General features: G+C 54.3%; 17 protein-coding genes. 10 read left to right on the forward strand and 7 right to left on the reverse strand.

The window, feature by feature from the left end:
* The first annotated feature begins 125 nt into the window (after positions 1-125).
* On the forward strand, positions 126-6,653 hold the full coding sequence (locus ABNS49_RS02355) for a GH32 C-terminal domain-containing protein (RefSeq protein ID WP_305085458.1): 6,528 nt from the start codon (positions 126-128) through the stop codon (positions 6,651-6,653).
* Positions 6,654-6,709: 56 nt separating this feature from the next.
* Here ABNS49_RS02355 and ABNS49_RS02360 read toward each other — a convergent pair whose 3' ends face one another.
* From ABNS49_RS02360 to ABNS49_RS02380, 5 genes are all read right to left on the reverse strand, one after another.
* On the reverse strand, positions 6,710-7,996 hold the full coding sequence (locus ABNS49_RS02360; RefSeq protein ID WP_289197313.1) for an extracellular solute-binding protein: 1,287 nt from the start codon (positions 7,994-7,996) through the stop codon (positions 6,710-6,712).
* Positions 7,993-8,655, reverse strand: a complete 663-nt coding sequence (locus ABNS49_RS02365) for a response regulator transcription factor (RefSeq protein WP_135980858.1) — start codon at positions 8,653-8,655, stop codon at positions 7,993-7,995. Before ABNS49_RS02365 ends, ABNS49_RS02360 begins: the two co-directional genes overlap by 4 nt.
* Positions 8,648-9,958: a sensor histidine kinase gene (locus ABNS49_RS02370; protein ID WP_135980857.1), complete on the reverse strand. Its 1,311-nt coding sequence runs from the start codon at positions 9,956-9,958 to the stop codon at positions 8,648-8,650. Before ABNS49_RS02370 ends, ABNS49_RS02365 begins: the two co-directional genes overlap by 8 nt.
* On the reverse strand, positions 9,958-10,905 hold the full coding sequence (locus ABNS49_RS02375; RefSeq protein ID WP_277820840.1) for a sugar ABC transporter substrate-binding protein: 948 nt from the start codon (positions 10,903-10,905) through the stop codon (positions 9,958-9,960). The genes ABNS49_RS02370 and ABNS49_RS02375 overlap by 1 nt, the downstream gene beginning before the upstream one ends.
* A 96-nt stretch (positions 10,906-11,001) precedes the next feature.
* Entirely contained in the window at positions 11,002-12,174 is a 1,173-nt protein-coding gene (locus ABNS49_RS02380; RefSeq protein ID WP_348687820.1) for a helix-turn-helix transcriptional regulator, read from the reverse strand.
* Positions 12,175-12,285: 111 nt separating this feature from the next.
* Here ABNS49_RS02380 and ABNS49_RS02385 point away from each other — a divergent pair, with 111 nt between their 5' ends.
* Positions 12,286-13,800: an ABC transporter ATP-binding protein gene (locus ABNS49_RS02385; RefSeq protein WP_135980855.1), complete on the forward strand. Its 1,515-nt coding sequence runs from the start codon at positions 12,286-12,288 to the stop codon at positions 13,798-13,800.
* A gap of 29 nt (positions 13,801-13,829) precedes the next feature.
* Here the strand turns inward: ABNS49_RS02385 and ABNS49_RS02390 are convergent, their stop codons facing one another.
* Together ABNS49_RS02390 and ABNS49_RS02395 are read right to left on the reverse strand one after the other, a co-directional pair.
* Positions 13,830-14,873, reverse strand: coding sequence for a ribonucleotide-diphosphate reductase subunit beta (locus tag ABNS49_RS02390; RefSeq protein WP_135980854.1), 1,044 nt, complete (start codon positions 14,871-14,873; stop codon positions 13,830-13,832).
* 19 nt (positions 14,874-14,892) lie between these two features.
* Positions 14,893-17,406 carry a ribonucleoside-diphosphate reductase subunit alpha gene (locus tag ABNS49_RS02395; RefSeq protein WP_135980853.1) on the reverse strand — a complete coding sequence of 838 codons (2,514 nt, stop codon included), beginning with the start codon at positions 17,404-17,406 and terminating at the stop codon, positions 14,893-14,895.
* A gap of 397 nt (positions 17,407-17,803) precedes the next feature.
* Between ABNS49_RS02395 and ABNS49_RS02400 the strand changes: the two genes are divergently transcribed.
* From ABNS49_RS02400 to ABNS49_RS02435, 8 genes are all read left to right on the forward strand, one after another.
* Positions 17,804-18,721, forward strand: coding sequence for a dihydrodipicolinate synthase family protein (locus ABNS49_RS02400; RefSeq protein ID WP_135980852.1), 918 nt, complete (start codon positions 17,804-17,806; stop codon positions 18,719-18,721).
* 23 nt (positions 18,722-18,744) lie between these two features.
* On the forward strand, positions 18,745-20,307 hold the full coding sequence (locus ABNS49_RS02405; protein ID WP_135980851.1) for a sodium:solute symporter: 1,563 nt from the start codon (positions 18,745-18,747) through the stop codon (positions 20,305-20,307).
* Positions 20,304-20,759, forward strand: coding sequence for a YhcH/YjgK/YiaL family protein (locus tag ABNS49_RS02410; RefSeq protein ID WP_135980850.1), 456 nt, complete (start codon positions 20,304-20,306; stop codon positions 20,757-20,759). The genes ABNS49_RS02405 and ABNS49_RS02410 overlap by 4 nt, the downstream gene beginning before the upstream one ends.
* 57 nt (positions 20,760-20,816) lie before the next feature.
* Entirely contained in the window at positions 20,817-21,728 is a 912-nt protein-coding gene (locus tag ABNS49_RS02415; RefSeq protein WP_135980849.1) for an ROK family protein, read from the forward strand.
* Positions 21,721-22,539 carry a MurR/RpiR family transcriptional regulator gene (locus tag ABNS49_RS02420; RefSeq protein ID WP_135980848.1) on the forward strand — a complete coding sequence of 273 codons (819 nt, stop codon included), beginning with the start codon at positions 21,721-21,723 and terminating at the stop codon, positions 22,537-22,539. The genes ABNS49_RS02415 and ABNS49_RS02420 overlap by 8 nt, the downstream gene beginning before the upstream one ends.
* Positions 22,540-22,779: 240 nt before the next feature.
* Positions 22,780-24,021 carry a serpin family protein gene (locus ABNS49_RS02425; protein WP_135980847.1) on the forward strand — a complete coding sequence of 414 codons (1,242 nt, stop codon included), beginning with the start codon at positions 22,780-22,782 and terminating at the stop codon, positions 24,019-24,021.
* Entirely contained in the window at positions 24,014-24,823 is an 810-nt protein-coding gene (locus ABNS49_RS02430) for an AzlC family ABC transporter permease (RefSeq protein ID WP_135980846.1), read from the forward strand. The genes ABNS49_RS02425 and ABNS49_RS02430 overlap by 8 nt, the downstream gene beginning before the upstream one ends.
* A complete protein-coding gene (locus ABNS49_RS02435; protein ID WP_348687838.1) occupies positions 24,756-25,025 on the forward strand; it encodes an AzlD domain-containing protein in 270 nt (89 codons plus the stop codon). Before ABNS49_RS02430 ends, ABNS49_RS02435 begins: the two co-directional genes overlap by 68 nt.
* Positions 25,026-25,127: the final 102 nt, after the last annotated feature.

Below are 25,127 nucleotides of genomic sequence, written 5' to 3' on the forward strand. Positions count from 1 at the left end.
AAACGGAACCTCCTTTTCTTTTGGAAAGTGATGACAATTATCACTTTTTACTTATTTCTTCTTATGAAATACTGATATCGAATAAGGACAGATATACTGATATCCAACAAAGGAGAGATGGGAAGATGGAGAAGAAGAGAATATTGATTCGAACGGGTAACGCGGTGCTCGCCGCTATGCTTAGTCTTGGTACAGTCGCTGGACCGTTGGCATCATGGCCGGTCCATGCGGAAACCTTGACCGTTGGAAGCGTGACGGTTGACAACACAGGCGGAGATAATGAGTTGTGGCTTGACGAGCTGGGCGAGGCGAAGTATTTCACATACCAGGCGACGGTGACGTTCAACGACTTTGAAGCCGGTCAGCAATCGGCCGCGCTGGCATTCGGGGATATGCGGGCCAATGTGCATAAGAAGATAGACTGGAACAATCCGGCCAGACTTTGGGGCAATTCTTTGACCCACGAAGCGGTCTGCCCGGGAGATAAAGGACAAGCCAATACATGGTTTGAGGCCAATGGAATCGACTTGTCGCAGCCTTTCACCTTGAAAGTGCAAGTGGCGTCCGCGGGAACCGTTTCTTATTGGATCAACGGGATACTGGTTTGCAGTTCGGAATTAAAAGAAGGCTACAATGGCGGAAGGATCGGCTTAATGACTTATTCCTCCAGCGCGACTTTCTCGAACATTGTGCTGGAAAAAGAGGAAGAGCAGCCACCCGCTCCCGATCGCACGGATTTGGACGCACTGATAGCGGAGTGCCAGACGCTAAGTGAAGCGGACTATGAGGCGGAGAGCTGGCAGGCGCTTGTGGATGCATTGCAAGTGGCACAAAAAGCAGTCAGCCAGGAAGAAATCAATGCGGCGCTCACGCAGCTGCAAGCAGCGAAAGAGGCTCTGAAGGAAAAACCGATCCAGCCAAGTGTGGACAAGACTGACCTGAACAAGGCGATCGAAGAGGCAGGCAAGCTGAACGAAGCCGACTATACGACAGAAAGCTGGGAAGTGTTCACGGAAGCGTTGAACAAGGCCAAAGAAGTCACAAATGACGACACGGCGAATCAAGAAGCCGTGAATAACGCGGCGAAAGCACTGACAGAGGCGCAAACCGCATTAGAGAAAAAGCCGGTCCAGCCAAGTGTGGACAAGACCGACCTGAACAAGGCAATCGAAGAGGCAGGCAAGCTGAACGAAGCCGAATACACGACAGAAAGCTGGAAAACATTCACGGAAGCGTTGAACAAGGCCAAAGAAGTCGCAAATAACGACACGGCGAGCGAGGAAACGGTGGCCCAGGCGCTGCAGGCGTTGAACGACGCGAAAGCCGCTTTGAAAAGCGCGGACGATGTGAAGCCGGAAGACTTCAACAATGTCGGCGCGGGGGGAAGCACGGTGGATCAAAACGCGCTGATCCTGGACGCGGCTGGCGATCATTTCGCGATGCTGAGCACGCAGAAAACCCCGTCGAATGATTTCCATTTCGAGGCGGATGTGCAGCTGCTGGCAGGAACTGGCGAAGGCGAGGAAGGCGACCAGATGTCGGCGGCGCTCGTGTTTGGCGCGGCCAATAAAAAACAGCCGGGCACAAAGTGGTATGGAGCGAACGTCGATACAAGGCGGAAAAACGAGGCGGACTATTTCCGCGTATTCGGCGCGGGACGCGACATTCTTTCGGGCGGACGTGTCGACGATGTCGATGCGACCAAACCACTGCATCTGGCGGTGGACGTGAAAGCAGACGGTTCTTTGACATATACATTTGGCAACGTGGGTGCGAATATGCACACAGCGACCGGGACGATCGAAAACTGGGAAGGCGGCTATGTCGGATTGCTGACATTTTGCGCCAAGGCGGCGTTCTCGAATGTCCGGTTCACGGATCGCACAGTCGAACAGGAAAAGAAGCCAATCGAGACGGATAATCGGTGGGATAACAATTTGGGTGAATCGGTCGCGCAAGGCGGAAGCTGGTCGATGAGCGATGATGGACTTTTTTCGGACGCCACAGGAAAAGGCGACACGTTCCTCATTTCGCAAATGGAAGGAGAGAACTTTGTGTACGAAACCGATCTTTCTTACCGGGGCGATACGGGGGCGGCCGGACTGTTGTTCCGCTTTTCCAATACCGAAAACGGCAAGGAAGGCTACGCGGTCAATGTGGATGCCGGCAGCCATAAGGCGAAATTCTGGCGCTGGGAGGCTGACCAGGCCCAGCAGCTGATTACCGAAAAGGAAGTCGAAAAAGCGGATACGTACCATTTGAAAGTCGTGTGCATCGACGGGTCGATCCAGTATTGGGTCAACGGTGTTCTCATCGCCAATCTTGGCGACTTTACGATGCAAAAGGACGATCTTGGACAAAACACGATCGTGACGAAAGGCTATTACGGCTTGTTGAACTGGAACAGCGAGGCCGTGTTCCAAAACACGAAATTCACCGTTCTTAACGAAAACAACACGCCGGTCGTTTTGGATGTGGATGTCAAATCCCATACAGGCACGGTCGATAAGAAAGCGCAGTTTTTCCCGGAATCGCCGACATGGATGCAGTACGTGAAAAACGACGCCCAAACGGTTTATTTGGAAGCGCAAATCAAAGAAGGCGCGAACGTGACGTTTGAAAAGGATGGAACGACGTACGCCGCCGGACAGGATATTCCAATCGCCGAAGGCGCCAACTGGATTACGATGACAATCGAGCAGGGGGGCGTTTCAAGGACGTATCGTCTGAATGTGCACCGGTTCGCGAAAGAATCCACCTACTACAATGAGCCATATCGCGGACAGTTCCATTATTCGGTCAAGGAAGGATGGGCCAACGATCCAAACGGCCTTGTCAAATACAATGGAAAATACCACATGTTTTATCAGTTCTACGACGACACCAAGTGGGGACCGATGCACTGGATGCACGCGACCAGCACCGATCTTCTTCATTGGGAGGAGGAACCAGTCGCTTTTTATCCGGATATGAACGGAACGATGTTTTCGGGCTGCGTGGCGGTGGACGAAACCAACGCGTCCAAATTGTTTAAAACGAACAAAGGCGGATTGATCGCGTACATTACGGTAAACGGCAACGGCCAGCGAATCAAGCTCGCGTACAGCGAGGATGAAGGCAAGACGTGGAAAAAATCGGATAAAATCGCGGCGGACTGGAGCGACGATTCCCTCTACAACAAAGATTTCCGCGATCCGAAAGTATTCAACTGGGAAGGCAAATGGTTCATGGTCGTGGCGGGCGGACCACTGCGCATTTATTCAAGCGACGACATGGTGAACTGGAAAGAGGAGTCGGCGTACAACGATTTGCATACCGAATGTCCGGATTTGTATCCGCAGCAAGTCGACGGCACAGTGAAGTGGATTCTTTCCAGAGGCGGGCGTTTTTACAAAGTCGGCGACTTGAAGGAAGTCGATGGAAAATGGACGTTCGTGCCGGACGACTACTACAAGGACAAGGATGGCGTCATGAATTTTGGACGCGATTCCTACGCGGCGATGACGTATTACGAGTCCAGCTTTGGAACCGCGGCCAACCCGACCATTCCGGATATTATCGAATTGAACTGGATGAACACGTGGGACGACTACTGCGATCAGGTCGCCGACACGGTAGGACAGAAATACAATGGAACGTTCAACCTGCATTTGAAAATCGGATTGGTGCGGGACGCCAATGGCGTATATCGTCTGACGCAAACACCAATCGACGCGTATGAACAGCTTCGAGGCACAGGTGTGGAAAAATCAGACAAAGTCGGCGCGGACAACGATTTGTTGAAAGATTTCCAGGGAACAAGCTATGAAATCGTATCGCGCTTTATCCCGGAAAGCGGCACGAAGAAGGTCGGATTTAAAGTGCGCACAGGCGCCAATGGCGAAGAAACAGCCGTTATTTACGATGTGGAAAACAATACGCTGACACTCGACCGTTCCAAATCCGGCATTCAAATTTCGAATAAATTTGCCGAGACGAACAGCCAGGATTTGTCGGATCTGATTCAAAGAAGCAAGACGACACGCAACGCGGACGGGTCGATCGACCTCCACTTGTTTGTGGACGCAAGCAGTGTGGAAGTGTTTGCCAACGGTTACACGGCGGCAGGCGCGAACCAGATCTTCCCGCTTCCAACTTCCCGTGGCGCAAGCGTTGTGGTGGAAGGTGATCCTTGCCAGGTGGATTTGACGGTCTATCCGCTGGATTCGATTTGGGAAAAAGAAAATGTCGGCACGATAATTGATTCGTCGGACGCCAGAGAACAAACGATTTATACCGGAAAAACGAAACAGCTTTCGGCTTACATTCTTCCGGTTGATACGGATCAGAGCGTGGAATGGTCTTCAGATAACCCGGATGTCGCGTCGGTCGATGAAAACGGAATCGTGAGCGGACACAAAGCGGGCACGGCGACGATCACCGTCCAGGCGAAGTCGGATCCGGCGCTTAAACTGGAATTCGCGATCACGGTCAAGGAAGACAATTTCAACACCAACGTGAACGACACGGTGACCGATGGCAACTGGGTCATTGAAAACGACGAGCTTATCAACGACAACAAAGGGCAAAACGCCTTCTGGCTGTCCAAGGAAACATTTGACAAGGATTACACCGTGTCGACCGATGTGAAATTCGGTTCGGGACTGGTCAACATCTTCTTTGCCTCCAACGGCAGTCCTTTCGACAAGGAGGCGTATGCCGTGCAGCTGACACAAGACAACGCGCTGCGTCTGTTCCGGTTTGGCGGTGGAGATGACGCGACCGTCGAGCTGGATAAGCCACTGTGTGACGATACCTACCACAATGTGGAAATCACCAAAAAAGGAAAGAGCGTCACCGTGTCTGTGGATGGAAAAGAAGTGTTAAAGCATACCTACGATGCCGTCGATTCCCACTTTGATACAGCCCATGTCGGACTGGGTCTGTGGGATGGCAAAGCGTCATTCAAAAACTTTATGGTCACGACGGCGGAACAGCCGGTCGTTGTAGACAAGACGGATTTGAATGCGGCCATCGAGGCGGCCGGCAAGCTGAATGAAGCGGACTACACGCCGGAAAGCTGGAAGGCGTTTGTCGAAGCGCTGAACAAGGCGAACGAAGTCGCCAAAGACGACAAGGCGAGCCAGGACGCGGTGGATGAAGCCGCGAAAGCGTTGAATGACGCGCAAAAGGCGTTGAAGAAGCCGGAGCAGCCGGTTGTCGATGCCGACGCGCTGAAAAAGGCATGCGAGGAAGCGAAAAACATCGACCGGGAAGCGTACACGGCGGAAAGTGTTGCGGCGCTTGATGAAGCGTATGGAAACGCGATCGAAGTTCTTGAAAATGAAAACATGACGCAGGAACAAGTGGATAAAGCGCTGAACGCGTTGAACGCGGCCATCAAAGGATTGACCTTGAAGCCGGAACAACCAGTCGTTGTGGACAAGACGACGTTGAATAAAGCCATCGAGGCGGCCGGCAAGCTGAATGAAGCGGACTACACGCCGGAAAGCTGGAAGGCGTTTGTCGAAGCGCTGAACAAGGCGAACGAAGTCGCCAAAGACGACAAGGCGAGCCAGGACGCGGTGGATGAAGCCGCGAAAGCGTTGAATGACGCGCAAAAGGCGTTGAAGAAGCCGGAGCAGCCGGTTGTCGATGCCGACGCGCTGAAAAAGGCATGCGAGGAAGCGAAAAACATCGACCGGGAAGCGTACACGGCGGAAAGTGTTGCGGCGCTTGATGAAGCGTATGGAAACGCGATCGAAGTTCTTGAAAATGAAAACATGACGCAGGAACAAGTGGATAAAGCGCTGAACGCGTTGAACGCGGCCATCAAAGGATTGACCTTGAAGCCGGAACAACCAGTCGTTGTGGACAAGACGACGTTGAACGAAGCGATCGAAGAAGCGTCCAAAGTGGATCCGGCACCATACACGCAGGAAAGCTGGGATGTGTTCGCGGCCGCGTTGAAGACGGCGCAAACCGTTGCGGCAAACGAGCAAGCCGATCAGAAAACGGTAGACAAGGCGCTGGCCGATCTGGAAACCGCCAAAGCCGGTTTGAAAGAAATCGAAACGCCAGTCGTTGTCGATAAGACGGATTTGAATGCGGCCATCGAGGCGGCAGGCAAATTGAATGAAGCGGACTACACGCCGGAAAGCTGGAAGGTGTTCGCAGCCGCGTTGAACAAGGCGAACGAAGTCGCCAAAGACGACAAAGCGAGCCAGGACGCGGTGGATGAAGCCACGAAAGCGCTGAATGACGCGCAAAAGGCGCTGAAGAAAGCAGAACAGCCGGTAGTTGTGGACAAGACGAAGCTGGAGGAGGCCATCCAAAAAGCAGAAGGCTTGAAGGAAAAGGACTACACCGCCAAGAGTTGGGAAGCGTTTGTGAAAGCGTTAAACGACGCGAAAGCGATCCAGTCCAAACAAGACGCGTCGCAACAGGACGTGGATGAAGCGTGCAAGGCGCTTGAGAACGCGATCAAGCAGCTGGTGAAACCGGCAACGGGCGGATCGACTGGTACGAGCGGCTCAAATTCAAGTGGAACGACTTCCACGCGCCGGCCATCGGCAAGCACGGCAGCGGCAACTGGCATGACGCAAATGTTCGCGACCGCGGGAGCGAGTCTGCTGGGCATTTTGGCGATCTTGAAGAAAAAATATCGAAAATAAAAACCCATTATATTCTCATCTTCCTTCTATAAAAACAGGACGTTGCCGTCCTGTTTTTACTTTTCGCTTTTCGCGAGATTGAGATCCTGTTCGAGTTTCATGAGCGCGAGATCCAAATCGTCGTCGCCATCTATCATGGATTGGATTCGCGTATCAAGCAGCAGAAGATCCGAATCGTCGAGTTCGACGCTGTATTGCGGATTTTTCTTCATGATGTTGTCGACCAGAGTGGCGGAAATGCCGATGTTTTCATAGTAGCCGTCAATTTCCGGATCGTACTGGTCCAAAACAATCGGACTGACGCCCAAGCCGTTAAACACGATTTCTTTTTGACTTTGCTCCTCATAGCAAAACGCCTTGAGCAGCGACCACGAAAGATTGGCGTAAAGCGTCCGGCTCGAGATGCCCATATAAAGGGAGGAACCGCTGTAAAAGCCGTCTTCTTTCGTTTGCGAAGGCATTGGAATGCAGCGCCAGTCGAAATTGGCGTAGCGCTTGATCCGCCACGGATACGGGTTGTAGGTGATGAACTCCGCGTAGCTCATCGGAGCGAACGCGACGCGGCCCGCGTCCAGATCGTCCTGGTTGGGCGGCGTTTCCTGTTCAAGCTGCCGCAGCTCCTTGAGCCGGCCAATCGCCGTCACGATCGAAGGCTGGTTCAGCTGGAGCCTGCCGCTTTGCGTGGCGAGATGGACATCGTATGCGGTCATCGCGTGGCGCCAGTCGTAGCCGTAAACGCCGAACTGTTCAATCGTTCCGTTGCCGTCCAAATCTTTTGTCACTTGCTTGCAAATGGCGTAAAAATCGTCGACATCCCAGGTTTCGTCCGGGATGGAAATGCCTTCCTTTTCCAGCAGGGAAATGTTGACGAACATCATTTCGGGGTTGTATTCGAGCGGCAGCGCGAACTGCTGGATGTCGTAGCGTCCTCGTTCGAGCGTTCCCGGATAGTAGCGATCCGGTTGAAAATCGGGATCCGACGAAATTTGCGGGTTGAGGTTTTTCAGCACGCCAAGCCGGGCGTACTGGAGCAAGTCCTCGTCCAAAATCAAAAACACGTCCGGACATTCGCCTGTGAGGATCCGGTCGGCCATCCACGAGGGATAGTCGCCATGGCGGATTCCTGAATCGTATTCCACCCGCACCCCGGGATGCTCGGCTTCAAACCGCTCGAGAATGCCGTCCACAAACGCGTATGTCGATGCGGAAGGCACGCCCCAGCCGCCACCTGTGAAAATACCCAGCCGGATCACGGCGGGACGTTGCGCGTAAACGATGGAAAGCGCCAGCGCGAAAACGACAAGACCGGCCGCGACCCATCGCAGCTTTGGCTTGGATATCATTTCCGTTTCCCCGTGTAGCCGTGCTCGACAGCCCAAATCGCCACTTGCGTCCGGTCCCGCAGCTGGAGCTTGTCAAGAATGCGGGAGAGATAGTTGCGCACCGTTCCTTCCGACAAGCAAAGCCGCTTGGCGATTTCCTTGTTGGAGCGGCCGTGCCCGATTTCCTGAATCACATCCCATTCCAGGTCGGAAAGGCCGTCGATGGACGCCTCGTCCACGTGGATGATGGGCGTGTTTTTCATATGGGAAAACAAATCGACCACTTTGCGGGCGATGCCGGGATTGATCATCGCGCCGCCCGAGTGGACGGTCTTGATCGCCTGCTGGAGCGTGTCCAGATCGCCGGCCTTCAGCAAATAGCCGCTGGCCCCGTACTGCAAGGCCGAAAAAACAAAGTCGTCATCGTCGAACGTCGTCAAAATGATGACTTTTGTGTCAGGCCAGCGCGATTTTACCTTTTTCGTGCACAACACGCCATCCATGACCGGCATTCGAATGTCCATTAAGATGACATCGACCGGCTCGCGTTCTAAAAAATCCAGCACCTCCACGCCGTTTTTAGCGACGCCTTTCACGCACAAGCCGTCCTCGCACGACAAAATAATTTCCAGCGAACTGCGGATCATTTCCTGATCGTCCGCAATCAATATTTTAATCATTCCATTCTCCTTTCTGCAGCGGAATTCTCGCTTCGCAAACAAATCCGTTCGATCCGTCGAATCGCAAAGAGCCGTGAATCGTTTCGATTCGCTCCTGCATTTGCATCAAGCCATACCCGGGCACGATCGAGGCGCAGCCCGCTCCGTTGTCCTTGACGACGATGCGCATGTGTCCGGGATCGCTTTCCTCGTGCCAGACGACGACTTGGATCCGGTTGGCATGTCCATGACGGATCGAATTGGTGATGCACTCCTGAATCATCCGGAACAAGGCATCCTCTTTTGTCTTTTCAAAGTCGATCGGGGGCATTTGCCAGCACAGCGTGATCTCGACATGGGACACCGAAATGAATTCGTTGATCATTTTTTTCAGTGCGCCTTCAAGTCCCTGCTGCTCCAGGGCGCCGGGCCGCAGCTTTTGTAAGGAGTTGCGCACATCGCCAATGCCTTCCGTGACGACGTTGCGCACGCGTTGCAGCTGTGGTTTGACCGCCTCCGGCTTTTTGTCGATCATAACCAGACAGGCGTCGATGCCGGCCGCGATGCCCGTCAGCGCGTGGCCCAGCGTGTCGTGGATCTCGCGGGCGATGCGTTTGCGCTCGTTGTTTTGGGCGATCTGCTCCGTGAGCGCCGCGTAGTTTCGCAGCTCCTCGTTGACCTGATTCACCATGTCCAGCTCCTGGGCGATGCTTTCCTTTTCCTCGTACTGGTTGACGGTAAAGCAGGCGATAAACGTGATAAACAGCAGCAGGTTGACGCCTTCGATCAACGAGCAGAGCAGCAGGAGCAGCGCGCGCACCGTCGGGGAAAAGACAAGAAAGTACTGGTGCAAATCGGTCAGCGGGACAATCGGGCTCATGATCGAAAAATTGGTTCCCAAATACAAAAGAACGGCCAGCGCGAGCATCGCGAAAAGATGGCTGTTTTTCAAGTCCCGCACATGAAACAAGCCGTCGCAAATGACAAGGAGCACGACGGACTGGGTCGTGAAATCCAGCAGGAAGAGGATGACGAAGGCCAGTCCCCATTCCATCGCGAGGCTGGAAAACGAAAAGGGAGCCCGGGGCGTGTGGCGCAGCACAAGCGCGGCGAACAAGGCGTACAAGCCAAAGCATCCAAAAAAGACAAACAGAGGGTTTTTCGGAATGTGTTCGAGCGTATCCAGAAAGGCGGCGCTGCGCTGGCGCACGACGACGGTTTTCGTCGCGGTCAAAAACACGCTGGCGTAAAACATGACAATGACGTAGTTTAAGACGACAAGAGCGAGCCGCAGCCGGCCCATCGTCCGAAAATAGGAACGCATCACTGCCAGCCTCCTTTCGAAAAGCGCGAAATCGTTTTCTCGTCGATCATTTCCACTTCGATCACGATGTCTTTCGCGACCGGTTTTCGTTCCAAATAGTCGTACATGGAGCGAATCGCGGTTTGGCCAATCACGTAAGGCGACTGGGCCACCGTGCCCGAAATGCTCGGATCCTGCCCGATCAACGTTTTCATTTCCGGGGTGCCGTCGACGCCGTAAATGCGGACGTCGTCGCGATCGAGCGTCTTCAAAGCCGCCTTGGCGCCCAGCGCACTTGGATCGTTGAGCGCCATGATGATCGTGACATCCGGGGTTTCCTGCAGCATTTGCTGCGTTTGCGGCATGGCGATCTCCAGCTGGCCAAGGCATTCGGCCTCGTTGACGATGCGAAAACGGGAATCGGACGCGATCGTGTCCTTGAAGCCGCGGATCCGGTCGCTGGCGGACTGCACAGCCGAGTGTTTGAGCAAGGCGATCGTTCCCGAATCGTAATGGGTCATGATGTGCCGGGCGCATTGCACGCCGGCGTCGTAGTTGTCGGACACGATGGTGGAAACAAGCGAGGTCGAGTCGCTGAGCGGCACGTCGATCGCGATGACCGGAATGCCGGCTTCCTTCGCTTTTTTCAACGTCGGCTCCAGAGCCTTCGAATCGACGGGATTGACGAAAATGCCATCGACCTTCATCGCGATAAACTGTTCGATTTGTTCTTTTTGCTTTGTGAAATTGAGAAGGGGGTCGCGCACGATCAACTGGTCGCCCCGGGATTCGATTTCCTTGAGCAGCTCGTTGTTGATGACCTCGTAAAACGGATTGTTCATCGTCATGTACGTGACGCCAAACCGCTTGATTTCGCGAGGGTGCGGGGAAATATAGTAAAAATAGAACGGCATGACGAAAACCGCCATCAAGCCGATGAGTAAGAGGAAATACTGTTTTTTCTTCATAATCCTTACCTGGGCCTTTCCAAAACCTTCCATAACTATAGATTATTATACCCGCCTTCCGATAGCAGGACAAAGAAAATAAAAAAAGCCTTGCTTTTACAACAACGTCAAAAGCCGGTATCTGCGCGTTTGGATTACCAGTTCCCGCAATTCCCGTTCAAACACCGGTCCAAAAAACGAGTCGTCTCGGGCCAGCGGCCAGACGTCTTTGGCCAGCGCGTCAAGCAGCGTGTCGGCATTGAGTCCTTTTTCGTATTTCAGCCGGAAATAATGAAGGTACGGATATTGCGGATTGCCCGGATCGTCCGTATTGGATACAAGGCACAAGGAAAGCCGGTCCATTTTATCCAGCCGCGAAAACGTGACGATCGCGACCAGGCGCAACGCCAGGGAAGTGCGGCTCCAGTCCGGAACGGTTTCCAGCCACCGGGCGACGGTTTTTAGCTCGTCTTTCTCGAAAAAAGCCATCGTAAGGTTGTGGACGTAAACCGCTCGTTTCGAGTCGAGGCAGACGTCGTTCCAGTGTGTCGTGATGTGGTTCCACGTGTGCTTCCAGTCGCTACGTTCCGCTTTGGAAAAGGAAATGAGCTTCAAAATCCAAAGATCCATTGTCCGGATGGGATTTTGCGCGTAAGACACCTCGCTTTCGAGCTGGTTGATGTGCACGGAAAGCAAGTGCCGCCGGTCGGTTTCCCACAACCGGTAACCATAGGAGATGCGGTTGGGCAGAAATTCGCTTTGGGACAGCTTCTTTTCCTCTTCAAAAGGAACGCCAACGGAAAGATGGGCGCCATAGCGCATCGCCAGCGCCAGATCCTGCACGCTTCGTGGCCATACCGGTTCCAAAAAGCGCCACAAGGAAGCGGCTTGATCAAACGAAAGCTCGCGGGATAAAAACCGTCGCAGCAAATCCAGAAAGTCGAGCGCGTCGCGGCAAAAGAGATCACGCGAAAACGGACGAAGCGTCGTTTCGATCCTCGTGATTCGCGCTTCCATGGTAGGCACATCGTACGTTTCGTACGCGTCGGCGAGCATGTTCCAGCACCGGTCGGAAAGAACGGTCTGATCCGGTTGGGGCCGGACATCGAATGCCAGCAGCAAGTCTTCGATCAAATCCAGTCGTATATCGCTTTTGCCGTTTTCCAAAAGCGACAATGTCTTGCGCGAACAGAGCGGGTGCGCTTTCAAAAAAGCCGCCTGCGAAAGACCAAGCGCCTTGCGCCGCCAGCGAATCCATTTTCCAATGTATGTTATCTGTCCGTTTTCCATGGAACAATTTTATCAGCGATTGGCTTAAAGCTCAATTTTTTGACGAATGGAACGTTTGACCGCTTTTTGAAAACAAGGAGAGTACGATAGCGAAAAAGGAAGGTGAGCCCCATGAAAATTTCCGATTTGCTGCGGCAGTCCATGAAAGAAAACCGAATGTGTCTCGCGTTGTCACTCGTGCTGGTCGTTCTTCTTTCGCTGCTCGACTTGTATTTTTCCATTTTGTTAAAAGACGCGATCGACGCCATCGTCAATTTCGATCCAAACAGGCTGACGCTTTGCGCGATCAAGAGCGGAATCCTCATTGCCGGATATGGCGGCGTGTACACGTTGTACTGCCGGGCGCGAAACGCGTTTCTTTTCCACACGATGAACGCGTACCGGACAAAGACGTTCGAAGCCGTGATGCGCCAAAGCGGCTCCAAATTTTGTCTTCATTCCAACAAAGACTACGTGGCGATGCTCACGACCAACATGGAAAACGTCCGCGAGGAAGGACTCGATCCCATCGGCAAAGAAGTGAGTCTGGTTGTGACCGGCATCGGAGCACTCGTTCTCATGCTTTCCTACAACGCCCTGCTGACGGCGCTCGCGCTTGGCGTCTCGCTTCTTCCTCTCGTCTTGTCTTTTCAAGCTGGAAAGCCGCTGGCTCAAATGAACGAGCAAGTCGCCGCAAAGCAGGCCGGGCTCGTCGCCGGGGTGCAAAACCTGCTGGACAACCACAAAGATTTGTTTGTGGGCCGGAAGTTTGGATTCGCCAACGCGTTGTACGAGAAAAAGACGATCCCGTACGAGCAAGCGCTGCTCGACAAGCGTGTATGCGTGCAGCGCATGAGCCAGATCGGGGCGCTCAACGCCCTCGTTTCCCAGCTTGGGATTTGCTGCGTGGGCGGCTTCATCGCCATCCGCACCAACACCTTGACGCCCGGCGAAGTCGTCGTCTTTGTCCAGCTGCTCAACTACGTCATCGAACCGGTCACGAATTTGCCGACGCTATGGTCCAGACAGGCCGGCGCGTTTCGTCTTGCCCGTTGTATGGAAGCCTCGCTTTCCCCGTTTGCCGATCCGCAGCCGCTTTTGGCGCTCGAATCCATCCGGTTCGAACATGTCGATTTTGGCTGGGGCGACAAACGCTGTTTGCGAGATTTTTCCTACACGTTTTTGTCGGGCCGCTCGTACTTGATCCAGGCGCCTTCCGGCTTTGGCAAGACGACATTGCTTCGATTGATGCTTGGCATCCTGCGACCCGATTCCGGAACGGTTTTATACAACGGAAAATCCGGTGTGGACATGGACACGCTACTGGAAACGATCGCCTGGATGCCACAGTTCCAGCCGCTGCTCGAAGGGACGGTTTTGGAAAACATCGCGTTTGTTTTGGACGATGCGGACACGGATGTGGCGAACTTGTCGGGCGGACAAGCCCGACGCGTCGAGCTCGAACGGATCCTCGCCCAAAACAAGGCGTGGCTGCTGCTCGACGAGCCGACGACCGGTCTGGATCCCGCGCTTCAGCTGGACGTGCTGCGCGATTTGGTAAAATCGGGGAAGACGTGTGTGGTCGTGATGCACACAAGCGACGAGAACGTGCTCTCGCTCTTTGACGAAGTCGTTTCGCTGCAATAAAAAACCCGGATGATTGTCCGGGTTGGATTTTAGAGGTCGTCGACAAGCGCCGTGCTCTTGGCGTAGGCGGTGCTTTTCGCTTCGAAAAAGTCGGTCTTGACCAGGTTGGCGTTGGAGTACTGGCTCACCCAGCTCATGCTGGCCGGCTCGGTGCGGTTGTCTTCGTACAAATCGCCAAAGCCTAAACCGGACCAGCGCAAATTGCCCAAATAGCGGATGTAGTCGGTGACCATCTGCTTGTTGAGGCCGGGAATGTCGTCGCCAATGACGTAGTGGCCCCAGGCGATTTCCTGCCGGACGCCTTCTTCCAGCATTTCCTTGAGCGTCTGGATCATTTCCGGGGTGAACAGCTGCGGCTCCTCTTTTTGAAGTTCCTGGAAAATGTTGCGGAACAGCCACAAGTGGGTGTTTTCATCCCGATTGATGTATCGGATCTCTTGCGCGGAGCCTGGCATTTTGCCGTTGCGCGACAAATTGTAAAAGAACATGAAGCCGCTGTAAAAGTAAATGCCTTCCAAAATGTAGTTGGCCATGATGACTTTCAAAAAGGTTTGGGCGTCTTTGCGTTCCTGGAACTCGTTGTACAAGTCGCCGATGAACGTGTTGCGCTTCAGCAAATGCTCGTCGGTTTTCCACTGGTACAAAATTTCCTCGCGTTTTTCCGGCGAGCAAATCGTGTCCAGCATGTAGCTGTAGCTTTGGGAATGGACGCATTCCTGAAATGTCTGGATAGACAGGCACAAGTTGACTTCGTTGGCGGTCGTGTACTCGCTGATGTTGGGCAGGTTGGCCGTCTGGATCGAGTCAAGAAAAATCAGAAAGCTCAGAATTTTGTCGTAGGCGCTTCGCTCCGCCTTGGAAAGAAGCGGATAGTCCTTGACGTCCTGCGCGAGGTTGATTTCCTCGGGGATCCAGAAATTGTTCATCGCCTGCCGGTACCAGTCGCTGACCCAGGCGTATTTCAGCGTGTTGAAGTCGTTGAGGTTGGTCGTGTTGCCGCCAATCATCTTCCGCAGCCGCACGTCGGTGTCGCCTTGCGGATTGAACAGGGGCTTTTTTTTCATTTCATTCATGATGGTTCACACTTTCTAGTTACGCGGAGCAGCTTTCGCACTCTTCCACTTCGAGCGATTTGCTCCGGACATAGTATATCGTCTTGACGCCTTGCTCCCAGGCAAGCAAATATAAATCCAAAACCTGGCGCAAGGTGTATTCGTTGGTAATGTACAAGTTCATGCTTTGCGCCTGGTCGATGTGGCGCTGCCGCACGCCGGCCGCCCGCACGCTCCAGCGCTGGTCGATGTGATGGGCGTTTTTATAGTACCAATACGTCGACGGAGAAAGCTCCGGCGCCACACGCGGAAGCATGCTGCCTTTCTTTTCCTCGAGGAAAAACTTGTTCATGATCGGGTCGACGCCCGCGCTCGTGCCCGCGATGATGCTCGTGCTACTTGTCGGCGCGATTGCCAGAAGGTAGGCGTTGCGCATGCCGTTTTGGCGCACTTTCTCTTTGAGCGCGTCCCATTTTTCGCCTTGGTAGCCGCGCTTGGCGAAGTACGCTCCCGTTTGCCAGTCGCTGCCTTCGAACACGCCGTACGAGCCTTTTTCGGCGGCGATTTCGCTGCTGGCCGAAATGGCCGCGAAGTTGATCGCCTCAAAGACGCGGTCGACAAATTCCAGATGCTTCTCGCTTTCCCAGACAATGCCGCGCTTGGCCAGCATGTGATGGTAGCCGCTCACGCCCAGGCCGATGCTGCGGTATTTGCGATTCGTCAGCTTAGCGTAAGGAAGCGGATAGAAATTCAAGTCGATGACGTTGTCCAGCGCCCGCACGACGGTGTGGACGATTTGGCTGAGCGCGTTTTCGTCTTCGACTGGAATGCGCCCAAGCGACAAGCTCGCCAAATTGCAGACGACAAAGTCGCCAGGTCTCGTCGTCGTGACGACGACCGTGTCGCCATCTCTCGTTTCGACTTCGGTGCTCACAGTGGAAATCGGCGCCATGTTCTGGGCGATCTCGGTACACAGGTTCGAGCAGTAAATGATGCCTTCGTGGCCATTTGGATTGGCGCGGTTCACCGTGTCGCGGTTGAACGTAAACGGCGTGCCGGTTTCCACCGCGCTTTTGAGCACGAGCCGGACAAGATCCTTGACACTGACGACGCGTTTCTGGATGCGGGGATCCTCGACGCAGCTTTGGTAGCGGCGCTCCCACTCTTCGCCATAGTAGTCTTCCAGGGCGTAGCCTTTGACGCTTTGGATTTCATGCGGACACATGAGGTACCATGGCGCGTCGATATTTTCCTTGGCCAGCTTCCAAAACAAATCCGGCCAGCACACCGCCGGGAACACGTCGTGGGCTTTGAGGCGGTCGTCCCCGTTGTTGGTGCGCAGCTGCAAAAACTCGGGCAGGTCTTTGTGCCACGCGTCCAGGTACACCGCGACGGCCCCCTGGCGCATGCCAAGCTGGTCGACGGCGACCGCGGTGTCGTTGACGAGCCGGATCCAGCGGATGACGCCACCGGCCGCGCCCTCGAAGCCGCGGATGTTGCTGCCGGTCGCGCGCACTTTGCCAAAATACAGGCCCATGCCGCCGCCAAACTTGCTGACTTTGGCAAAGTTGTCGATACTGCGGTAAATGCCGTTCAGGCTGTCCGGCACCGTGTCGATAAAGCAGCTGGAAAGCTGGTAGTACGGCTTGCGGGCGTTGGACAGCGTCGGCGTCGCCATCGTGACTTGCAGCTGGCTGAGCATGTCGTAAAACCGACGCACCCAGCCAAGCCGGTCGGCTTTTTCCTCCATCGCCAGGTGAAGGGCGATTCCTAAAAACATTTCCTGCGGCGTTTCCAGCGGAACGTGTTTTTGGTTGCGGATGACGTAGCGTTTGAGCAGCAAATCCAGTCCCGACCACGTGAACAAGTCGTCGCGCGAATCGTCCATGAACGTGGCGGCTTCCAAAATTTCCTGCCGGGTGTAGTTTTCCAAAATATAGCGCCCATACAACCCTTCGTGGGTCAAATAGACGATTTTTTCATAAAAGTCGCGCAAGCCACGCTCGTTTAAATCGGCCGCGAGCTGCTTGCGGAACGCGTAATTGAGAAAGCGGGCCGCGATGTGCTCCCACTGGGGCGTTTCCTGGCTTGTCAGCTCGATTGTCGCTTTTGTCAAGGCGTCCAGCAGCTCTTTGGCGGACATGTTCGGCTTGGCGAAGCCGGAAAACTGGCCGGCCAGCGTCGTGAGCGCGTACTGGTCCTGGTCGAAATCGCGCTGGATTTGCAGCAGAACGGGCTCAAGACCCGGATCGAGAACGAGGTTCAGGATCGTCTGGCGCGCTTTGCGAAGCTCGGTCCGTTTGTGGCGGTACAGGATATAGCTTTTCGCCACATCGTAGTAGCCTTGCTCCATCAAGGCGCGTTCGACTTCGTCCTGGATGTGCTCGACGGACGTGGTTTCTTCCGTGACGCGCAGCTCCACCCGGGTGAGCAGGGCGGCCAGCTCGGACGCGGCCGGCTCGATCCCGAGACTGAGAAACGACTTGCGGATCGCTTCCGTGATCTTGCGCGGATCGTACGCTTCCAGCGCTCCGCTTCTTTTCTTTATATACATGGTATTCCTCCAAATCTTTTTCCGTCTTTATTGATACCACGATGCATTCTCAAATACAAATCGCAGCATTCGCGAAAAGGAAACCTTGTTTGGCGTAAATTCCGAAATTTGCACATTTTGTTGAAAGAAGCGGACAATGAAAACGTTTTCTGCTGAAAGAAAATTCATAAAGCTCTTACATTTTGCGTAAAAATTGATACTTTTTAAAAAGAAAGAATGGTTGGACCAAAAAATATTGAAAGTAAAATCTGTTTTATGGGAAATGTTTGAAACTTATTTCTTTTTCTGTATACTTGGAATCAGCTTCGACGAGTGAAAAATCTTGTCGAGAGAAAATAAATCTATATTTTTGAATATTCATCAATATCGTTATTTAAAGACAAACAAGGAGAAACACATGAGAAATTTAGAAAAGTATGAAGGAGTTATTCCCGCGTTTTACGCTTGCCTGGACGAGAACGGCAACGTGGACGAAAACGGCGTGCAGGCGCTGACCCGCTATTTCATCGACAAAGGCGTGAAAGGCATTTACGTGAACGGTTCGAGCGGCGAGTGCATTTACCTGACGGTTCCGGAACGCAAAAAGGTGCTGGAAAACGTCATGAAAGCCAACGACGGGTCGTTGACCGTTATCGCCCATGTGGCGTGCAACTCGACGGAAGAGTCGAAAGAGCTGGCGCGTCATGCCGAGGCGCTTGGCGTGGACGCGATCGCTTCCATTCCGCCAATCTATTTCAAGCTGCCGGAGCACGCCATCGCCAAATACTGGAACGACATTTCGGACGCGGCGCCAAACACGGACTTTATCATCTACAACATTCCACAGCTCGCGGGTGTCGCCTTGACGCCGGGACTGTATGCGGAAATGCGAAAAAATCCGCGCGTTATCGGCGTGAAAAACTCGTCGATGCCGGTGCAGGACATCCAGATGTTTTGCGCGGATGGCGGCGAGGATCACATCGTGTTCAACGGACCGGACGAACAATTCATTTCGGGGCGTCTGATGGGCGCCAAAGCCGGGATCGGCGGCACGTATGGCGTGATGCCGGAACTGTTTTTGAAAATGGACGAATGCCTCAAAAACAAAGATTTGGAAACGGCGCGTGCCATTCAATACGACGTCAACTCGATCATTTATAAAATGTGCTCGGCGCATGGCAACATGTACGCGGTCATCAAGGCCATTTTGAAAAAGAACGAAGGGCTTGAGCTGGGAACGGTGAAAGCGCCGCTCGCGCCGCTTTGCGAGGCGGACATGGTCATCGTGGACGAGGCGGCTGACATGATTTGCGCCGCGAAGAAAAAATACCTCTAAAAAAACAAGAGAAGGAGAATTTCATGCAAGGTTTTACGATTATTGATTTTATTATTCTGGTCGTCTATCTGGGCGCGGTTCTCGTCGCTGGATTGTTCTTTGCCAAAAAAGACATGAAGGGCAAGGAATATTTCAAAGGAGACGGAACGATTCCTTGGTGGGTGACGTCGGTTTCGATTTTCGCGACGCTGTTGTCGCCAATCTCGTTTTTGTCGCTGGCCGGCAACTCGTATGCCGGAACGTGGATCATGTGGTTCGCGCAGCTGGGTATGCTGATCGCGATTCCGCTGACGATTCGTTTCTTTTTGCCGGTTTACGCCAAATTGAACATCGACACCGCCTACCATTATTTGGAGCTGCGGTTTGGCTCGAAGGCGCTTCGTATTTTGGGCGCCATCATGTTTATCATTTACCAGGTGGGCCGGATGTCGATCATTATGTACCTGCCTTGCATGGTGCTTTCCTCGCTGACGAACATCAACGTCAACGTCCTCATTTTGATCATGGGCGTCATCGCGATCATCTACTCGTACACGGGCGGTTTGAAATCGGTGCTTTGGACCGACTTCATCCAAGGCGCCGTGCTCATCGTGGGTGTGACGTTTGGCTGCGTGTACCTGCTTTCGCACATCGACGGAGGTCTGGGTGCGGTGTTCAACTCGTTTTGGTCGGAACAAAAGTTTCTGGCGCCAAACCAGCCGCTCTTTGACGCGAACCTGCTGCGCGACTCCGTGTTCCTGCTGATTTTTGGCGCGGGTCTGAACACGATGGGCTCCTACGTGTCCTCGCAGGACATCGTGCAGCGGTTCACGACGACGACGGATACGAAAAAGCTGAACAAGATGATGCGCACGAATGGCTTGCTTTCGATTTTCATGGCGACGGTGTTCTACTTGATTGGTACGGGACTGTACGTGTTCTACCAGCAAAATCCGCTGCCGCCAGCGGCCGCGCAGGACCAGATCTTCGCAAGCTATATCGCCTTCGAGCTGCCGGTGGGCATTACCGGCTTGCTGCTGGCAGCCATTTACGCGGCTAGCCAGTCGACGCTTTCGACCGGTTTGAACTCGGTCGCTTCCTCGTGGACGCTGGACATTCAGTCGCGGATCTCGAAAAAGGAAATGAGCTTTGAAAAACAAACGAAAATCGGCCAGTACGTGTCGTTGTTTGTCGGCATTTTCGCCATCGCCGTAGCCATTTTGCTGGCCAGCGGCGGCGTGACGAGCGCCTACGAGTGGTTCAACGGATTCATGGGACTTGTGCTCGGTATTCTTGTCGGCATCTTCGTGCTGGGCGTGTTCTTCAAATCGGCCAACACGTTTGGCGCGTTCATGGGCTTTATCGCCGCGTCGATCATCATGATCGTCATCAAGTACCAGTTTACGGACATCTCGATTTGGTCGTACTCGATGATTTCGATCGCGATCTCGCTTCTTGTCGGGCTGCCATGCAGCTGGCTGTACACGAAGTTCACGCACAAAGTGCTGGAAGTGCTTCCGTACACGACGTACGCCGACTTTAAAAAGGAAAAGGCGTCTGCCCGCATGGAAAAACTGGTGAAACCGGCAAAAGGAACGACGTTATGATTTTTGGACAAATCAAACACAAGAACGACGAGACGTTGAGCCAAGGCGTCCGCGCGGCGCTCGACTTTGCCCGGACGCACGATTTGGCGGCGTTTGAATTGGGAAAACATGAAATCGACGGCGACGATTTGTTCGTCAACGTCGTGGAATACGAAACGACTTCGCCGCAGGATCGTTTCTGGGAAGCGCATCGCGACTATTTGGACGTGCATGTGCCGTTGCGAGGCGACGAGCAAATCGACTTGAACTTTTTGACCAACATGGCTGTTAAAGACTATGAGAAAGCCGCGGACTTCGTTTCGATGGATGGTGGAAAAAACGCGAGTATCGTCATGGCGCCGGGCGACTTTCTCGTTTGCGATCCGCAGGACGCGCACCGGACGGCGGTGGCGGTCGACGGAAAGCCGGAACGAATCAAAAAAGCGATTTTTAAAGTAAAAATTGAACAATAAGACAGAACGGCACCGGGGTACTGGTGCTTTTCTGCATCGTATAAAGGAGGATTTATCATGAATACGTTTGCGTGTGTGGATATTGGCGGAACGGCCATTAAATACGGGATCTTGCGTGCGGATGGCACGATCGTGGAAAAGACGGAAACGCCGACCCAGGCGCATTTGGGCGGCGTGGCGCTGGCTGGCAAAGTGAAGGGGCTTGTCGAAGCGCTGATCAAAAAGGATCCGGCCATCGCGGGGGTGGCGATCTCGTCGGCGGGCGTCGTGGACAGCGAGAAAGGATGCATCATTCACGCTTCGGACGCGATTCCCGGATATATCGGCGTCGACTACAAGGAAGTCGTTGAACGGCCGCTGGGTCTGCCGGTGGAAGTGGAAAACGACGTGAACTGCGCGGGTCTGGCGGAGGCGAAAAGCGGCGCGGGCCAAGGAGCTTCCTCGATGCTCATGCTGACGATCGGAACGGGGATCGGCGGCTGCTTTATCGAAAACGGGCAGCTGCTGAACGGCTCGTGTTTTTCGGCGTGCGAGGTCGGATACATCCCGATCGACGGCGTGCCGTTTCAGGATGCGGGCGCGACGACGGCGCTGGTCCGGGATGTGGCGAATCGGAAAGGCGAACCGGAGGAAGAATGGAACGGCAAGCGGATCTTCGCGCTGGCGGATGCGGGCGATGCGGATTGCGTCGCAGCGGTCGACACCATGTGCGAGGTGCTGGGCCAGGGCATGGCGATGATTAGCTTTGTGCTCAATCCGGAGAAAATCGTGCTTGGCGGCGGCATCATGGCGCAGGGCGAAAAGATGCGGGATCGTCTGGAACGGGCGTTTGCGGCGCATACGATCCCGCTGATCGCCAAAAACACGAAGATCGCGTTCGCGGGCCACGCCAACGACGCGGGCATGCAGGGCGCGCTCGTGCATTTTTTGAATAAGCACCCGGAACTGGGCGGCGAGAACCATGGATAACCAGTACAAGTCTGTCCTTCCTAAAATCGAGTCGGCGTACGAGAAGCTGACGCAGCTGGAAAAAAGCGTGGCGGATTTCTTTTTGAGCAATCGGCAAATCGTCGATTTTTCCGCCAAAAGCATGAGCGTGCGGCTGGCGATTTCGGAGGCGACGTTGTCCCGGTTCGCGAAAAAGTGCGGATTCCGGGGGTATCGGGAGTTCATTTATTTATATGAGAGCTCCCTGAACCAGTCGGAGCTGTACGAGACGGTGGCGCAAAGCTCGAAATCGGTATTGCGGGCGTACGAGATCCTGCTGAACAAAAGCTATTCTCTGATCGACGAGGACCAGATGAGCCGGGTGACGGAGATGCTTTCCCTGGCGCGGCGCACCTATGTGGCGGGTAAGGGAAGCTCGGGCTACGCGGCGATGGAAATGGCGCACCGGTTTACACGTGTAGGCGTGGACATCAACGCGCTGACCGACTCGGAAATGATGATGATCCAGGCGGTCATGCGTCAGGAGGACGATTTGGCGATTGGCTTTTCGCTTTCGGGCGCGAGCCGGGAGGTCGTCGGTTTTTTGCAGGAATCGAAGCGAAAGGGCGCGACGACGGTGCTGGTGACGGCCAGCGCGGACGAGCACCACAAGGCGTATTGCGACGAGATTATCTTCGTGCCATCGCTGAAGCACATGGACCGGGGCAATCTCATTTCCCCGCAGTTTCCGTTGCTCGTGCTGATCGACATGTTGTATACGAGCTTTATGGAACTGGACCGGGCGCGTAAGCTCAAACTGCATGAGCAGACGCGCAAGGCGATTGATAAATGATGCAAAATTGAAAATTACACGTCGGCATGTCCGGCGTTTTTTTTGAGAGGAGCTTCAACTTGTTTAAGTAACGTGATATAAAGAAGTTGAAGGGAAAACTCATCGACAAGAAGGCGATGTTGACACGAAAAAAGGATAAATGAGGATCGAACCGTTTACACGTCGGCGTGTCCGGCGTTTTTTGTTGTGATTGGACGGCGTTTTCGTTATTCTAAAAAGGAAGGAAAAAAGGAGAAGAGAATGAAAAAAAGATACCAACATGGCATGGCGCTGGCGATGTGCTTGTCGCTGCTTTGCGGATGCGCGGCTTCGGGACGCGAGTACACGGCGCAGGTGCCAAAGACTGTGAAGTATTCGGACGACAACATCGACGCGTGGTCTGAAAACAAGCAGGAACTGGCGAACCAGTACGAAGGGTACGCCGACGACATGGATCCGTTTTATGAAAAGATGACGTCGACGCTGCTGGCAAAGGAGAAAAACGGGGTCATTTCGCCGCTCAACTTGTACATGGCGATGGGCATGCTGGCAAAAACGAGCGCCGGACAAACGCAGGCGCAGATCCTGGATGTGCTCAACCAGAAGGACACGGACGCGCTGGAAAAGAAGGTGAACGCCTTGTGGCTGGCGACGTACAGCGACGATGGCCGGATGACGAGCCGGCTGGCCAATTCGCTGTGGCTCGACGAAGGATTCCAATACAAGGAGGCGACGCTCAAAGCGCTGGCCGAGGATTTCCATGCCTCGTCGATGATTGGAAAGATGGGCAGCGACGCGTTCAACGAGCGGCTGCACACGTGGATGAATGAAAACACGGGCGATTTGTTGAAGAAGGAAGTCGCCGATGTGAACTGGAGCGACCAGACCCGGCTGGGCCTTGTGTCGACGCTGTATTATCAAAACACGTGGACCAGCAAGTTCGACGCGGCGCAAAACACGCACGAGACGTTCCATGGCCGTTCGGATGAAAAGGCCGAGTTCATGCATGGTCAAATGACGGTGCCATACGTGAAGACGGACGCGTACGAGGCAATCGCGCTGCCGATGGACGACGGCGCGAGAATGTGGCTGTACAAGCCGGTGGATTCGCCAAACGCGGTATGGAGCGAGAGAAAAAGCGACGAAGGGGAGCGGCGCATCGTCAACGTGTCGCTGCCAAAATTCGACGTGGCCGCCACGATGCAGTTGAAAGACGCGTGGGAAGCGCTTGGCATCACGGATGTGTTCGACGCGTCAAAGGCGGATTTCTCCCCGTTGAGCGACGAGGATCTGGTTCTTTCCAGCGTCGAGCATGGCGCGCGGGTGAAAGTGGACGAGTCGGGTGTCGAGGGTGGCGCCTACACGGTCATGTCGATCGAGGCGACGTCTTTGATCGAGGAGGAGCCAGTCGACTTCACGCTGGACCGGCCGTTCGCGTTCACGATCGAAAGCGCGGATGGATCGCTGCTGTTTGCCGGACAGGTGTATTCGCTCGATGCGTGACGGGAAAGGACAGTTTCGGCAGGGACTGAAAGATGGCGTGCCTGTCGCGCTCGGTTATTTTTCCGTGTCGATCGCCTTTGGCATGATGGGCGTTTTGCTTGGCCGGCCCGTTGGCGAGACGGTGCTCGTTTCCCTGACGAATCTGACAAGCGCGGGACAGTTCGCGGGCGTGCGGCTGCTGGCGGCCGGCGGCACGCTCGTCGAGTTGTTTTTGACGACGCTCATCATCAACGCCCGGTATTTTCTCATGGCGCTTTCCGTGTCGCAAAAGCTGGATCCCAAAGTGACGTGGAAGGAGAAGCTGCTCATCGCGTTTGGGATAACCGACGAGATCTTCGCGGTTTCGATGGGCCATAAAGGCGCGTTGACGTTTTGGTATATGATGGGGCTGATCGCTTTGCCCGTGCTGGGCTGGACGCTGGGAACGTATACGGGCGCGGTGGCCAGTTCCGTGCTGCCTGACAGTGTCACGAGCGCGTTTGGCATCGCGTTGTACGGCATGTTCATCGCCATCGTGGTGCCGGCGGCGAAAGACCACAAAAACGTGTTTTGGGCGGTGGCGCTTTCGATACTGGCCAGCTGCGTTTTGTTTTATGCGCCATGGTTTTCGTTTTTGAGCGATGGCTGGAGCGTGATCGTCGTGACGGTGGGAATCAGCGCTTTGATGGCGTTTATTGCGCCAATCGACGAGCAGGAAAGGATGGATGAAGATGGCGATTGCGGGTTTGATGGTGATGGCCCTGACGACGTATGTCATTCGGGTGAGTCCGTTTTTGATTTTTCGCAGGAAGATCACGAATAGGCGGGTGCAAAGCTTTTTGTTTTATGTGCCATACGTCGTGCTGTCGGCGATGACGTTTCCGGCCGTGTTTTACGCGACTGGCAATATGGCGGCTTCGATCGCGGGTACGATCGTGGCGACGGGTCTGGCGTACCGGCGGCACAGTCTGCTTGTCGTCGCGATTGGCGCGGCGGCGGCCGTGCTGGTCGTGGAGCTTGTATGAGCGGCACGCGCAAGGCGGGTATCGAAGATATGCCGTTCGTGTACGAGCGGATGTGCGATTTGGAGCAGACGATCTTCGACCGGGAACGGTTCGCGGTTTTGT

This window comes from uncultured Dubosiella sp., assembly GCF_964018005.1.
GTDB lineage: Bacteria > Bacillota_I > Bacilli_A > Erysipelotrichales > Erysipelotrichaceae > Dubosiella > Dubosiella muris.